Origin of the sequence: Pseudofrankia sp. DC12 (assembly GCF_000966285.1) — a bacterium.
Classification (GTDB): Bacteria; Actinomycetota; Actinomycetes; order Frankiales; family Frankiaceae; genus Pseudofrankia.
Genome location: NZ_KQ031391.1, coordinates 2,477,228 through 2,490,432, shown reverse-complemented (window position 1 = coordinate 2,490,432; position 13,205 = coordinate 2,477,228). Strand labels below are relative to the sequence as shown.

General features: G+C 66.2%; 10 protein-coding genes. 4 read left to right on the top strand and 6 right to left on the bottom strand.

What is annotated here, in order from left to right; translation table 11 throughout:
• Positions 1–28 precede the first annotated feature (28 nt).
• On the top strand, positions 29–1,441 hold the full coding sequence (tnpC, locus tag FRADC12_RS10020; protein ID WP_084010359.1) for an IS66 family transposase: 1,413 nt from the start codon (positions 29–31) through the stop codon (positions 1,439–1,441).
• 8 nt (positions 1,442–1,449) lie between these two features.
• Positions 1,450–2,145, top strand: a complete 696-nt coding sequence (locus tag FRADC12_RS29465) for a transposase (protein ID WP_502685241.1) — start codon at positions 1,450–1,452, stop codon at positions 2,143–2,145.
• On the opposite strand, the gene FRADC12_RS10010 is transcribed toward FRADC12_RS29465, so the two are convergent.
• The 3 genes from FRADC12_RS10010 to FRADC12_RS31035 form a co-directional block, all read right to left on the bottom strand.
• Entirely contained in the window at positions 2,090–3,217 is a 1,128-nt protein-coding gene (locus FRADC12_RS10010) for an ISAs1 family transposase (RefSeq protein ID WP_045876454.1), read from the bottom strand. The two genes, FRADC12_RS29465 and FRADC12_RS10010, sit on opposite strands and share 56 nt — an antisense overlap.
• Positions 3,218–3,777: 560 nt before the next feature.
• Entirely contained in the window at positions 3,778–4,287 is a 510-nt protein-coding gene (locus FRADC12_RS10005; protein WP_045876453.1) for a putative immunity protein, read from the bottom strand.
• A gap of 1,195 nt (positions 4,288–5,482) precedes the next feature.
• Complete coding sequence (locus FRADC12_RS31035) at positions 5,483–6,865, bottom strand: chymotrypsin family serine protease (RefSeq protein WP_157488765.1); 1,383 nt, start codon at positions 6,863–6,865, stop codon at positions 5,483–5,485.
• 875 nt (positions 6,866–7,740) lie between these two features.
• On the opposite strand from FRADC12_RS31035, the gene FRADC12_RS10000 reads away from it, so the two are divergent.
• Positions 7,741–8,166, top strand: coding sequence for a transposase (locus FRADC12_RS10000; protein WP_045879353.1), 426 nt, complete (start codon positions 7,741–7,743; stop codon positions 8,164–8,166).
• A gap of 119 nt (positions 8,167–8,285) precedes the next feature.
• Positions 8,286–9,203, top strand: a complete 918-nt coding sequence (locus FRADC12_RS09995) for a DDE-type integrase/transposase/recombinase (protein ID WP_084010561.1) — start codon at positions 8,286–8,288, stop codon at positions 9,201–9,203.
• Positions 9,204–9,206: 3 nt separating this feature from the next.
• On the opposite strand, the gene FRADC12_RS09990 is transcribed toward FRADC12_RS09995, so the two are convergent.
• The 3 genes from FRADC12_RS09990 to FRADC12_RS34015 all read right to left on the bottom strand — a co-directional run bounded on the left by FRADC12_RS09990 (position 9,207) and on the right by FRADC12_RS34015 (position 13,134).
• On the bottom strand, positions 9,207–9,842 hold the full coding sequence (locus tag FRADC12_RS09990) for a hypothetical protein (RefSeq protein ID WP_045876451.1): 636 nt from the start codon (positions 9,840–9,842) through the stop codon (positions 9,207–9,209).
• A 60-nt stretch (positions 9,843–9,902) separates the two neighbouring features.
• Positions 9,903–11,103 (bottom strand): IS3 family transposase gene (locus FRADC12_RS09985; RefSeq protein WP_157488763.1). Its coding sequence is split into 2 segments (ribosomal slippage): positions 9,903–10,836 and positions 10,835–11,103, totalling 1,203 coding nucleotides; the frame shifts between segments, so codons are not numbered across the junction.
• Positions 11,104–11,370: 267 nt separating this feature from the next.
• On the bottom strand, positions 11,371–13,134 hold the full coding sequence (locus FRADC12_RS34015; RefSeq protein ID WP_052710793.1) for a lytic transglycosylase domain-containing protein: 1,764 nt from the start codon (positions 13,132–13,134) through the stop codon (positions 11,371–11,373).
• Between the last annotated feature and the right edge of the window lie 71 nt (positions 13,135–13,205).

The window sequence follows — 13,205 nt, the reverse complement described above, 5'->3', positions numbered from 1 at the left end:
GTCTCGGTGCGTGTCCAATAATGAGGGTATGACGCGGCCGACGTATGACGAGCTTGCCGCGCTTGTCGTTGCCCAGGCCGCGATTATCAAAGAACAGGCCGCTGAGATCGAGCGGTTGAAAGCGCGGGTCGCGGAGTTGGAGGCGCGGCTGGCGGCGAATTCACGGAACTCGTCGAAGCCGCCGTCATCGGACGGGCTGGCGAAGCCAGCGCCGAAGTCGTTGCGAGGAAGATCGGGCCGTAAACCCGGTGGGCAGGGCGGTCATCCCGGGCGGACGTTGTGCCAGGTGGCCGATCCGGATGAGATCGTGCGCCATGAGCCGGCGCGGTGCTGCGGCTGCGGCCGAGGACTCGGCCGCGCCCCGGTCGCCGGGATGACACGGCGCCAGGTCTTCGACATCCCCGCGATCCGAGTCGGTGTCGTCGAGCATCAGCTGGTCGCGAAGCGGTGCGGGTGCGGCATGGTGACCACCGCGGACAGTCCCGACGGAGTGCGAGCACCGGTTCAGTACGGTCCGATGATCACTGCGGTCATCGTCTATCTGTATGCCGGCCAGTTCCTGTCGAAACAGCGGACAGCGCAGGCCCTCGGCGAGCTGTTCGGCACCCCGATCAGTGACGCGACCGTCGCCGCGGCAACCACCAAGGCCGCGAAATCCCTCAAGGGTTTCAGCGGCCAGGTCCGCGCACTGATCGGCCGTGCCAGCGTGGTCCACTTCGACGAGACCGGCTTCCGAGTGAACGGCACCACCCACTGGGTGCACTCCGCGTCGACCGACCGCTACTCGCTACTGACCGCGCACCGCCGCCGCGGCCGGGAGGCGATACTCACCGCCGGTGTGCTTCCCGGTTTCACCGGAGTCGCGGTCCATGACGCCTGGGCACCCTACGACACGTTCACCGACGCGACCCACGCGCTGTGCAACGCGCATGTTCTCCGGGAACTCCAAGCCGTGATCGACGCAGCCGGCGACGACACCAAATGGTGTTGGGCACGTCAGGTGACCGACGGCCTCCTCGCGCTTAAAAAGCACATCGACCATGCCCGCACCACAGGCATCACCCTGGACACGGACGTCCTCGACCAGCACACCCGTCGCATCCGCGACGCAGCGAAGATCGCCGCCGACGACCAGACCGTCACCGGCGCGCTCGGCAACAAACACCGCGCGCTCGCCCGCCGTCTCCGCGACCGGATCGACGACTACCTCCGCTTCACCACCAACCCGGCCGTGCCCTTCGATAACAACGCCGCCGAACGCGAGATCCGCATGGTGAAAACCCGGCAGAAAATCTCCGGCTGCATGAGAACACTCACCGGCGCCCAGAACTTCTGCCTCATCCGATCCTACACAGCAACCACCCGCAAACACGGCATCGGCCTACTCGACGCCCTCACCCAACTCGCCAACGGAAACCCCTGGACACCCCAACCCACCTGACCAGTTACATGACAGAGACCACTACGCTTCGGACATCTGACGAGGCGGCGGCGAGGCGGATCGCGGAGGCGTTCGCGCCGGACACGATCGATGCGTTGCTGAAAGACGCGAAAGCGACCGGAACGCCGGTCGACGGCGTCGATGGTCTGTTGAACAAGATGACGAAGGCCGTACTGGAGCGTGCCCTGCAGGTCGAGATGACGGAGCATCTCGGGTACGAGGCCGGTGACCCGGCCGGTCATGGCACGGGGAATTCCCGGATCGGGAAGTCGACGAAGACGGTGTCGACGCGTAACGGGCCGGTCGAGATCGAGGTGCCACGTGACCGGAACGGCTCGTTCGAGCCCACAATCGTGCCGAAACGTGCCCGCCGGGTCGGGAACCTCGATGACCTGGTTCTGTCGCTGTACTCGCGGGGTATGACGACCCGCGACATCGAGGCCCATCTGCGAGAGGTCTACGGCGTCCAGGCGTCCCGGGAACTGATCTCGAATGTGACCGAGGTCGTGGTCGATGAGATCAAGGCGTGGCAGTCCCGGCCGCTGGACGAGGTCTATCCGATCTTGTATGTGGACGGGCTGCGGATCCGGGTCAAGGACAACGGCGTGGTCACGACCCACGGCGTACCGCAAAGTCTGTCTGTGCTGGTCAGGCGGGGTGTTTCAGGCCGAGGACGTTCAGGAGTAGGGCCGTGTCGTGCTTGAGCCGCCGAATGGTGGGCTTGATCGCCTTGTGGCCGGCGAGCCGGATCAGGCTGATCGCCGTGTTACGGAGTGTGGCCATGATGCGGGGGAGATCGCCGGTCCTTACCTGAGAGGCGTCCTCACGGTAGGTGACGTCACGGACATAGTGGACCTTGCTCTCGATGGCCCAGTGGCCCTTCACGTAGCCCGCGAGTTCCTCGGCGGTGACCTCGTCGAGTTCCAGGCTGGTGATGACGAACACCGACACCGCGGTGGTCACGGTCTGCGTGACCCGCCTGGCGCCCTTGCCCTTGTGGACGGTGTGGGTGGCGTAGCGCTCGATGAGCGCGACGGTGCGGGCGCCCGGGTGGCGGGCGCGGATCTCGGCGGTCGCCGGAGCGCGGCGGATCGTGCGCAGTTCCTCGCGTCCGTGGCCGTGGGTCTCGGCCGCGTGCTCGACGGGCAGGTTGTTCCAGTCCGCGGCGGCCTCGCAGTCGGCATTGAGTGCCGGGGTGTTCAGCTTCACGGTGAACACGAAGTGCGCGCCGAGCGCGCGGATCGCCCTGCCGTGCGCGCGTACGGTGTGACCGGCATCGACAGTGATCACGGCGCCGGCCAGGGGCTGGTAGGCGTTCAGAGCCGTCAGTAGCGGGACCAGGGCGGGGACCTCGTTGGTCTTCTCGCCGATCTCGTGCTGGGCGACGACGACGCCCTCGTCGTGGGTCGCCACCGAGAGCAGGTACGTGCGCGTCCCGTCGCGCGCGGCGCCGCGCAGCGCCTTGCCGTCCGCGGCGAACGCACGCCGCGCGGCGCGCTGCTCACGCCGCCGCCCCGCCCGGCCCGCGTGCGCCGGTTGCCCGTTCCCGTCCGGGCCGGCAGGGTCGTCGGGGTCGGGGCGTTCGCCGTGGACGCGGCGCACGCGGCCGGACAGGTGGGCCCCGACGGTCTCGTCCAGGGATGCCGCGCTCAGCTTCGCGAGCACGCGCAGCACCGTGTCCTGCGACGGGGCCTCGAACAGGCCGGTCGTCGGCGAGGTCCGGGCGCCGCACGCGGCGAGCAGCACCTGGTCGGCGTGCTCGACCGCGACCGCCACGACCGCAGGTCGCGATGAGTCTTGGTGGCGTAGCCAGGCGGCAAGAGGCGAACCTGCTGCTGATCCGACCGAGGCTTCGTCCTGATTTTCCTCCAGGTGAGCTTGACCTCCTGTGACGGGCTGTCGATGCCGATGCCCGCGATCTGCACGCTCCGCTTCGATGGACCTCACCTGCGGCACGCCCTCGGCCCAGGTCTAGCGAGCGGAGGGTAGCCGCTGCGTCACCCCCGCTGCGCGGAAGGTGGGCCAGGCGGCGGCACGGGCCGCGCGGAGGTGAGCGCCGTGGCCGAACTCGGTCTTTCCCGGGTGTCAGCGGCCACCAGAATCTGCCCGCTCGCGGCCAACGAGAAGAGCCCAATGGTGGCCAGTCTGTCACGGAGCGTGTTGGTCGTCATCGTGAAAACTCGACGGTAGGAGCTCGGTTGATCGTCGCGCCCGCGGTGTCGTTCGGCGGGGACGGGGCGTCAAGGTGACGTCACCTGGTTGGTAGTCGGTGATGGTCTGGACTCTGAGCTGCGGTGCGGAGAGGTGCGGGCCGGAATGCGGCTGCCGGCTTCCCGTCAGCAGTCGAAGACCGACCAGCAGATGTCGTTGCGCAACCGCTGGTCGTCCAGGACGAGAGCGCGGATCGCATGCGGGAGCTGTTCGCGCTGCCACCGGCACTCCAGCAGGCCGGCGCGTTCCTCGCGGCGGGGCGCCGCCGTGCGAGCCGCCTTGATCGCGTAGGCGGCGGCGCCGAGGTCGTGGGCGGCGACATGCGCCACGACCGCCGCCTGGCCGGCCGCGTAGGCGGCATGCCGAGCGGCTCCGCGGAGCTCTCGTGCGCCCATGGCGTGGCCCCCTGCCGCACGGGACTCGGACATCCTGATCTCACCCCGGGTCCAGGCCCGAATCTGCTCGATCGCCTGGCGGGGCCGCGGATCGCAGGGCTGCACCGACTCGAAGAGGTACAGGACGTGCTCGGCGCACGCGGCGGCCCACAAAGCCAGGAGCCGATGGGTGGAGTCCGTGAGCGTCGCCCCGCGGCGAATGGTGACGAAACGCAGATCGCGGTCCTCTGCGAGAATCACCGATCCACCGCCCGCACGTCCACCTGCCCAACGTAGCGAAGCGACGGCCAGCCCTATCGCTCTCGGAGCCGGTGTTTGGGTGGCCCGCCGGAGGACTCCTCGCCCCGTCCAACCGTCACTCAACGTGATCATTCGGGGTCGATGCCTGCTGGCCGCCAGCGGGCGGTCTGTGGCGGCCGCCGACAGGTGCCACGCCTCGAGCTGGACCGGCGACGCCGGGCGCGACATCAGACCTGATGGGAATCCCCTCTGCCCGGATAACGAGTCATCGCGCGGCGACAACCTCCACGGTCGCTGTCGCCGAAACAGGTATCCCGGCTAGTCCATGGACGCCTGAAGGGGCAAGAAATACGGTCCGGTAGGTCCCGGATGGGAGTGCGGGTGATTTCCCGTCGCTGTCGCACATCGGTATTTCTGGACGGACTGAGCTTGGGTTCGAGGTGCAGGCGGCGTATGTAGCGGGGATAGCGAATGGGAGCCTGGTCGCGCCCTGCGGCAGTACCAGTGGGGAGTTCAAATGGCAGTCGCCTGGAAAGAACGCGGAAGGAGGCAACTGGTCGTTCTCAAGTGCGACCTGCCATTTGGGCTCGCATTGGCCGTTGTTGAGTCGCAGCGTTGCGCCCGTCCGGTTCTCTATCTCAAGATAGCCCGAGATGGTCGATTTTTGCCGCACCGTCGGTGTCGATATCACGATGCGAGCGCTTGTCGTCTGATCTGATACTCGAGGCGTTGGTGTTCCTCCTGCGAGTGACGATTGCGCCGTCGAGCTTGTTGAATCCGGCTGTGAACAGGCAGCGACTGTGGCAAATGCGGCGAGCGACAGTGCGAATCTCGTGACTCTCTTCATGCTGACTCCCCTCTGAGTAGGTACGTATTCTCGGTGCTATCGCGGCCGACGAGTTCGCCCGAGCGAACGGTGGCTGGTGATCAATCCTGCTCTGAACGAAATCAATCACCTTCTTCTGCTGGCGCGTATCGCGGCTGGCCGCCTTTTTAAGAGTAGCGGACGCGACGGATAGAGTGGGAGAGGCGTCAGCACCTGGTGACCGTCGGCGCCACGCCGATCCGAGGGAGTCTGCCCGTAGGCAGAGTCGATGTATGCGACAGCAGGTCGGACGGGATCGGGATTGCCCGCCCGACCTGTGATCGGTGCTGAGCGACGCTCGGCAACTGTGGATCTATTGCACCGCCATTGCTAGCAGTTGGTGCCGTTTGAAGAGACGTTGGGATCGGCTTGGGATATGAAGCGGACGGCGTTGATCATTGTGCCGATGGTGTAGGTCTGGCCACTCCTTGTCGCGGATCCCCAGACGATGCCGGCCGCGAGGGGGCCGAAGGGTGATGGCTGAATCATTGGTCCACCGCTATCGCCCTGCACCGTGGACCCGCCGGCGACAGAGAAGAGATTTGTCGCATACAGGGTCTTTCCATTGTATGTCTCTGGGAAGCTGAGATTGAGTTCGGAAACGCTTCCTGACTTCTCGTAGCCGTGTGCACCTTCGGAGAGGATTCCAAGGCCCTGCGACGGCTGGTTGTAGCCCGTGATGTAGTATCGGACCAAGGATGACGGTGGGACGCTGACGGCTCCCCATGAAATACAGGAGCTTCCGCCGGCGCCAGGGTCAAGTGCTTGAGCGTCGACAACCTGTGCTCCGGACGCGCTCGTTTCCATGGGGTCACTGCCAGTGACTGTGACACCCATTAGTGAGCCGTAGGTGTTGGCGACCCAGTCATAGTTGTAAAAGTAGTCCGGATGGCAGTGTCCGTCTGTGAGTAGGTATTTGTGGCCGGTGCTGACGTTGTGCATTCCGAACCCGGAGGTGCATTCCTCGGAGTTACCCCACCCGTAGATCCCGTCCCCGCCGTTCCACGGCGCACTGTCTGCGTGTCGCCCACTGGTCGGCGTGGGCAGGGGTCCGGTCGCCACCTGGAAAATCCCGTCCGGATTCTTCCCGGATATTTCGGCGACTGCGGTCGTCCCCGCGTCGGATCCGTCGGTATGAATGACGACCTGGTTGTTGATTATGTCGATGCCAACGCCCCAGAGACCCTTCAGTTTGGTCTGTGGGCGTATGGAATCTGCCACGGTATCTAGCTGCTTGAGCGGGAACTTTGCCGAGCCGAAGTTCACCACCGGTGCGCCAGCTTTCGCGGCCGCGGGGGAGAAACCTGCGGCCACTAGCTGCGAAGGAATCTGCGCAAACGCTTTAGTCGCGGCCTGCTGAACCGTTGAGTCGCCGCCGCCGACGAACAGGACTGTGTAGGAAAGATCGGCGCTCTGGTAATATCCCGAGTAGGAGGCGGGAAATGAATCCTCAAGCTGTCTTCCGGCTCGCGAGATGGGGTCAAGATCCGCGGCCGGCAGCTGAGAGGGAACCTGTCGGGTTCCGCCGGCAAAATCGTTTATCGCCGGGTAGTTCGAAGCGTCGAACCCGGGTGGTACTGGAATACTCGAACTGGCCGCGTTTGCCGACGTGTTGCCGGTCGCTATGCTCAGCAGCGCGACGACCGCCGCGGTGCTGCTTCCCAGGAAGACCCGTCGCCTCATCCGGCGGGGTGGGGCCGCGTGATCGAACATGGTAGCCATTCTGCTCGTGAGAAATGGTCGGCGAGAATCTGCCATCTCTATTTTTTCCTGAGATGGCGGGTTGCGCGAGCTGCGATGGTCCTGCAGCCTGTTTTCGGGGCGGCAATCTGGTCGGTACCAGACGCCCTGATGGCTACGGAGGGCGACCGCCGCTGGGCATCTTCAAGTTGTAAGTAGCTACCACTCCGGGCACGATGGTGGACTCGAGTTCGCGGAATTGATGCGCCTGGGACAACGTCGTGGATTACACGATGGGGACGTTGACGGAGGTGGTAGGAGAATGGCGATTGACAAACGAGTCTCTCTGACTGTCGGATAGTAAATTTGCCAGGGCGAACGAGAATTGACACTCGGGTGCCTGTGACCATAGACCCTCCGTGTACACCGAGGCTATGGCGAAGTCGCTGACTGGACGAGTCGGCGTCCTTTTGAACAGTCCTGCCGACGGGCGACGGACGGCGGCTGGCAGGTAGGCGACGCACCTGTGTCTTCCTTGGATACAGCATCGCCGCCGTGATTCTCACGCTGCGTCACCAGATCGCCGTGCTCAGGCGGCAGTTCGCTGGCCATCGGCAACTCCTGGGGATCTATGCCTTCAGCATTCGCCGTGCTGGCGGGTTGTCGGCGAAACTCATCGGCGGGGATGGGTAAAGGCCTCGCCGCTGGTGCCTGCGGCATCGCGTCGAACGGTTATAAAATCGCCGAAGATCACTTAGCTGTCGCGTGTCGTGGTTGAGGGAGTTGCGCCCGGGGCTGTGGTCGAAGCTGTCGGTGCCCTCTCTGCCAAGCTGAGTTGAGACAGTTTCCTTGATCCTTTGAGTGTGTGAGTAGGGCGAGATGCGGATCAGGATCTTGTGACGTTGACTATGGCTGATGTGCCGTCGGATGGTTCGGGGAGATCGAGGGGACCAGGTCCGAAGGGGGCCGGTTCGCGGGAGGGCCAGCCGACGCGTCGGACGTTTACCTCGGCGTACAAGTTGAGAATTGTCGGCGAGTACGACGCGTTGACTGAACACGGTTCTCGCGGGGCGTTGCTGCGTTGCGAGGGCTTGTACCAGTCGCATATCGACAAGTGGCGCCGTTCCCGGGATCGAGGGGCGTTGAGTGTTGCGGGCTCGGCGGCCGTTTCGAGCCCGGCGAAGGCGGTGCCGGAGTCGGCGGAGAACCGGCGCCTGAAGGCTGACAATGCACGGCTGGTCGCGGAGCTGGCGAAGACGCGGGCGGTGCTGGAGGTGATGGGAAAAGTGTCCGCGCTCTTGGAGGTGCTCTCCGAGAGCGCGGACAGGGAGTAGAGACCGATGCTGTGATGGCCGTGGCTTTGACCGAGTTGGAGGTCCTGGTTCCGACTTCGCGGGCGTGCGCGTTGTTGGGTATGGCGCGGGCGAGTGTCTATCGCGGCCGGGTACCGAAGATGCACGGTCCGCGGCCGGAGCCGGCGCGGCAGGTACAGCCCAGCGCGCTCGACCTGGTGGAGCGGGCGGAGATCGTGGCGGTGCTCGACAGTGAGCGGTTCGCGGACAAGTCCCCGGCCCAGGTGTGGGCGGTCGTGCTCGACGAGGGCCGCTACCTGGGCAGTGTCTCCACGATCTACCGGGTTCTGCGGGCCGACGGGCAGGTCCGGGAGCGCCGGGCGCTGGCGAGCCATCCCGCGAGGGTCCGCCCGGAGCTCGTCGCCGACGCCCCTGACCTTGTCTGGACCTGGGATATCACCAAAGTGAAGGGTCCCACCCGGGGTGTGTACTTCGACGTGTACGTGACCCTTGACATCTATTCACGTAAGGCTGTCCATTTGGAGGTCCACACCACCGAGAACGGGGAGCTCGCCAAGGGATTCATCGAGAACTGTATCGCCGCGAACGGAGGGGTCATGCCGGTTACCGTCCACTCCGACAATGGCACCTCGATGACGAGTAAGAACGTCGCGGCGCTGCTCGCGGACCTGCACATCGAACGGTCCCGGTCGCGGCCGAAGGTGTCGAACGACAACCCGTACTCGGAGGCCGCTTTCAAGACGTTGAAGTACTGCCCCGCGTTTCCCGGGGACTTCGCCAGCATCTACGACGCCCGGGTGTTCGTCAACGAGTTCTTCGACTACTACAACACCGAGCACCGTCATTCAGGGATCGGACTATACACACCCGGATCGGTCCACGACGGAACCTGGAAATACGTCCGGGACGCCCGTCAGATCGTCCTGGACGCGGCCTACGCCATCCACCCGGACCGGTTCCACCACGGGCCACCCCGGGCCCCAGAACTCCCGAGCCGGGTGTGGATCAACCAACCCCCAGCCAAGATCGAAACTCAGGAGGATCAACCCACGACCTGAACATCATGTTGTCTCAAATCGCTTGACAGGTTCCGGTGCCGCGTCAACGTTGATGATCATGATGGTGGCGAGGGTGATGGGTGTGCAGGTGGTTGGGGTGGTGGTGAGGGTCAGGGTGAGGGTTGTCGGGGTGGTGGTGGGGAGCCGGTCGAGGTCCAGGGTGGCGAGGACGGTCGGGGTGGTGGCTGGTCCCGTTGGGACGGTGACGTCGGACTGTTCGAGCAGGGCGTCGTCGGTCTCGGTGGTGCGGACGTCGGCGTGGATGGTCGTGGTCTGGTCGGGTGCGCTGGCGGGGGGTGGGGTGTATGTGCCGGTGATGGTGAGTGTGGTCTGGTCGACGGTGGCGGCGAGGCTGGCTGGGGTGAGGGTGATCGTGTTGCAGGTGGTGTAGGGGGTGAGGCTGATGATCGGGATGGGTGTCATGGTGAGGCTGGCTGTCGGGCGCGGGTCCGGAGCCGGGGTTGTCGTGTCGTCGAGGGTGCTGGCGGTGATGGTGACGGTGGGAGCGTCGCCCGGCGCGGTGGTGGCGAGCGCTGTCGATGTCTGCTCGTTGGTGATGGTGGTGAGGGCTTGGAGGGGGATGGTGATGATGGGCGCGGAGCTGGCTGAGCCGTGGGGACCTGGCGTGGCTGACGGCACGGGCGGGGTGATGTGCCCCGATCTTTCCGGACAGCCTTCTAAATAGCTATTCGGCTCTGATCAGGCGGCTTCCAGGCGCAACTGGTACTCGTTGTAGACCTGTTGTGGGGTCCGATAGTCGAGTGCGGAGTGGCGCCTGGTCGTATTGTAGCGGATTTCGATGTACCGGGCAATGTCGCGTCGGGCATGTTCGCGCGTCGGGTAGGCGGTGCGGTGGACGCGCTCGTTCTTGAGTGCGGCGAAGAAGGATTCGGCCATCGCGTTGTCGTAGCAGATTCCGGTGCGGCCGACGGACTGCTTGATCCCGAGTTTTTTCAGGGTCGTGGCGAAGTCGGCCGAGGTGTAGTTGCTGCCGCGGTCGGAGTGGAAGATGGCGTCTTTCTTCAGGGTGTGGTTCCGGGCGGCCATGGTGATGGCTTCCTCGATGAGCGGCGTTTTGTAGTTGTCGTCCATTGCCCAGCCGACCACGCGCTTGTCGAAGCAGTCGATCACGGTGGCGAGGAAGAGCCAGCCTTCCCAGGTGGGAATGTAGGTGATGTCGCCGACCATCTTCTGGCCGGGGGCGTCGGCGGTGAAGTCGCGCGAGACGAGGTCGGGGATCTTGGCTGGTTCGTCGTCGGCGTCGGTGAGGCTGTGTCGCCAGGGCTTGGGCTGGCAGGGCTCGAGGCCCAGCTCGCGCATGAGGGCGCGGACGAGCTCGGGCCCGCAGGCCCGGCCGCCGGCGACCAGGTCGGCGTGGACGCGGCGGTAGCCGTAGGTGCCGTCGGACGCGTTGAACGAGGCGATGATCAGTGTTTTCAGTTCTTCGCGTCGTTTCGCGGTCGCCGATTCGGGCCGGTTGAGCCACTCGTAGTAGCCAGAGCGCGAAACGTCGGCCCATCGACACATCTGTTTGATCGTCGGCGCCGGGTCGCCCGAGTTTTCGATCTTGTTGTTGGCGTACTCCGCGTCGATGAACTCGAACGTGTCGCTCACCGGTGATCCCGGGCGAAGTACGCTGCGGTTTTTTTAGGAACTCGTTCTCCATGCGCAGCTCGCGGTTCTCGCGCTCAAGTTCCCGGAGCCGGGCACGCTCGTTTACGGTCGCCGGTGGCTCATCGTCGGCGTGCTCCCGCCGGTACGCGTTGACCCAGTTCGATAGGGTTCCTTCCAGTACTCCGAGTTCGCGCGCGACCTGGGCAATCGGACGAGACGTCTCGATCACCAACTTCGCGGCCTCGCTCTTGAACTCAGGCGTGAAAGCCCTGCGTTTCTGTGGCAACCCTCTCCCTTTCCGGCTGACCCAATTTTACCTGGGTCCGTGTCCGGAGAGATCGGGGCACCTCAGCCGGCTCACCGGGCGTGTGCTCCTTCCCGGGTCGGGGCGCTGCCTGGTAGCGGGTGTCGGCAGCGTCGTCGAGCGGTCACCATAGGCCCGAAACCTGGAGATCCGGGCTGGTGTGCGGGGGAGACCGGCGAGTCGTGGGGCCGGGTTCAGCCACGTCCGCGCCGGCGGGCGGGGCGTGATCCGGGGTGGCATGTTCCGCGGTCATGGCGTCGTGGTCGTGGTAGGGCTGGTGGTCGGGTGTGGACTCGTGCTGAGGGTGGGGCTGGCTGTTGGGATGGAACTGGTGCTCGGAGTCGGGGTCGGGGTCGGGGCCGGGGTGCTGGTGGTGGCTGGGCCGGTCGGGGTCGGGGTGCCGGCGGGTCGGGTGATGTTGGTGATGGTGAGGGTGGCGAGGGTCTGGGTGGGGCAGCCGGGTGGGGTGCTGGTGAGGGTCAGGGTGATCGTGGTGGTGTGGCCGGGGGTGGTGAGCTGGTCGAGGGGGAGCTGGGTGAGCAGGGTGGGCAGGTCGCTGGTTTTGAGGGGTAGGGGCCGGTCGGTGTCGGCGAGGGTCTGGCCGTCGGGGTTGCGGGCGACGGTGTGGACGGTGATCGTTCCGTCGGAGTTGGTCTCGGTGGCCGGGGTGGTGTAGCGGCCGGTGAGGTTGAGGGCGGTCGCGATGAGGGCGGCGGTGAGGCTGCCGGTTGTGATCGTGACGGGAGCGCACGCGGCTGCGGCCGGGGAGCCGGACGGGGTGGCGGTGCCGATCGGGGTGAGGGCGAAGACGGGGTAGGGGTCGGCGGTCGGTGTGTCGCCGCCCGCGGGAGCGGTGCCGCCGGTCGGCGGGGTGATCGGCGTCGGTGTGGTGGTGTAGCCGGTGGTCCAGGCGAGGACGGCGCGGACGTAGGCGTCCGACGGGTTGTAGGCGCGGATCGCTGCGGTGAGCTGGGTCGGGTTGGCCAGGTCGCGGTGGTGGGCGCACAGGTAGCCGCCCGCGGCGAGGGCGGCGTCGTGGATGTTGTTCGGGTCCCGGTGGCCGTCGGCGTTGCCGTCACGCCCGGCGCCGCTCCAGGTCGAGGGCAGGAACTGCAGCGGTCCGACGGCCCGGTCGTAGGCGGTGTCGCCGTCGAGAGCGCCGCGGTCGGTGTCGAGGATGCGGGCGAAGCCACCGCCGCCGGTGAGGCGGGGCCCGAGGATGGTGGGGGAGACGGTGCCGTCGGGGCTGATCTGGCGGCCGGTCGCGTTGCCGGATTCGACCTTGCCGATGCCCGCGAGTAGCTGCCAGCGCAGTCGGCAGCCGGGCTGTTCGCTGGTCAGGGTGGTGGCGGCCTGCTGGTAGGCGGCGAGGACCGGGGCGGGGATGCGGCGGTCGGCGGCCGTGAGGGTGACGAGGCTGGGTGCGCTGGTCGGGTTGGCCGCGGCGGTGGCGAGCGCTCCTGTAGGTGGCTGGCCGTCGTCGCCGGTAGCTGGTCCGGCTGGGTTGAGGGTGGGCATGGGGTAGCTGGTCGCGGTAGTCGGGGGCGTGGTCCTGGAGGTGGCCGCGGTGTCGCCAGAGGGCGCGACGGTGAAGACCAGCAGGAGGATGATCGCGGGAAGGCCGAGGAGTGGTAGGCCGATGACCTGGGCCCGGCGGATGGACTGTTTCTTGTCGGGGGCCGGGGGCTTGCGGTGGCGACCAGGCGGTTTTCCGCTGGTGTTCGGCGAGACGTGCCGGCTGGAGGTCTTGTTCTTCGTCTTGCGGTGTCTTCTCTGCAGGGTGCGGGGCGCGGCGGGTGGTGGTGGGTCGGCCGTCTGGGGCGGCGTGCCGTCGCCGGGGAGGTCGCCTGGGCAGGCGTCGACGGTGTCGATGAGCGGTTCCTGGTCGCGAATCGGCTCGGCGTCGCCGCGGGCGTGAGCGTCTGCTGGTGCGGCTTCGAGCGAAGGCGTGTTTGCGGGTGGGACGGCGGAGGCCCCGGTGGTCGGCCGGGTGCGCCGTCTCACGTTCGTCACCGTTCCTTCTGGGCCATCGCGAAAACAGAACAGGGCGGGGCGCGGCGCTGGAGCGCGCCGCTTCTCGGGCA

Bases quoted from the DNA above. Each gene is read 5' to 3' on its own strand.
- FRADC12_RS29465 (WP_502685241.1), top strand. From the start codon at position 1,450: ATGACAGAGACCACTACGCTTCGGACATCTGACGAGGCGGCGGCGAGG.
- FRADC12_RS31035 (WP_157488765.1), bottom strand. From the start codon at position 6,865: ATGTTCGATCACGCGGCCCCACCCCGCCGGATGAGGCGACGGGTCTTC.
- FRADC12_RS09995 (WP_084010561.1), top strand. From the start codon at position 8,286: ATGCACGGTCCGCGGCCGGAGCCGGCGCGGCAGGTACAGCCCAGCGCG.
- tnpC (WP_084010359.1), top strand. From the start codon at position 29: ATGACGCGGCCGACGTATGACGAGCTTGCCGCGCTTGTCGTTGCCCAG.
- FRADC12_RS10000 (WP_045879353.1), top strand. From the start codon at position 7,741: ATGGCTGATGTGCCGTCGGATGGTTCGGGGAGATCGAGGGGACCAGGT.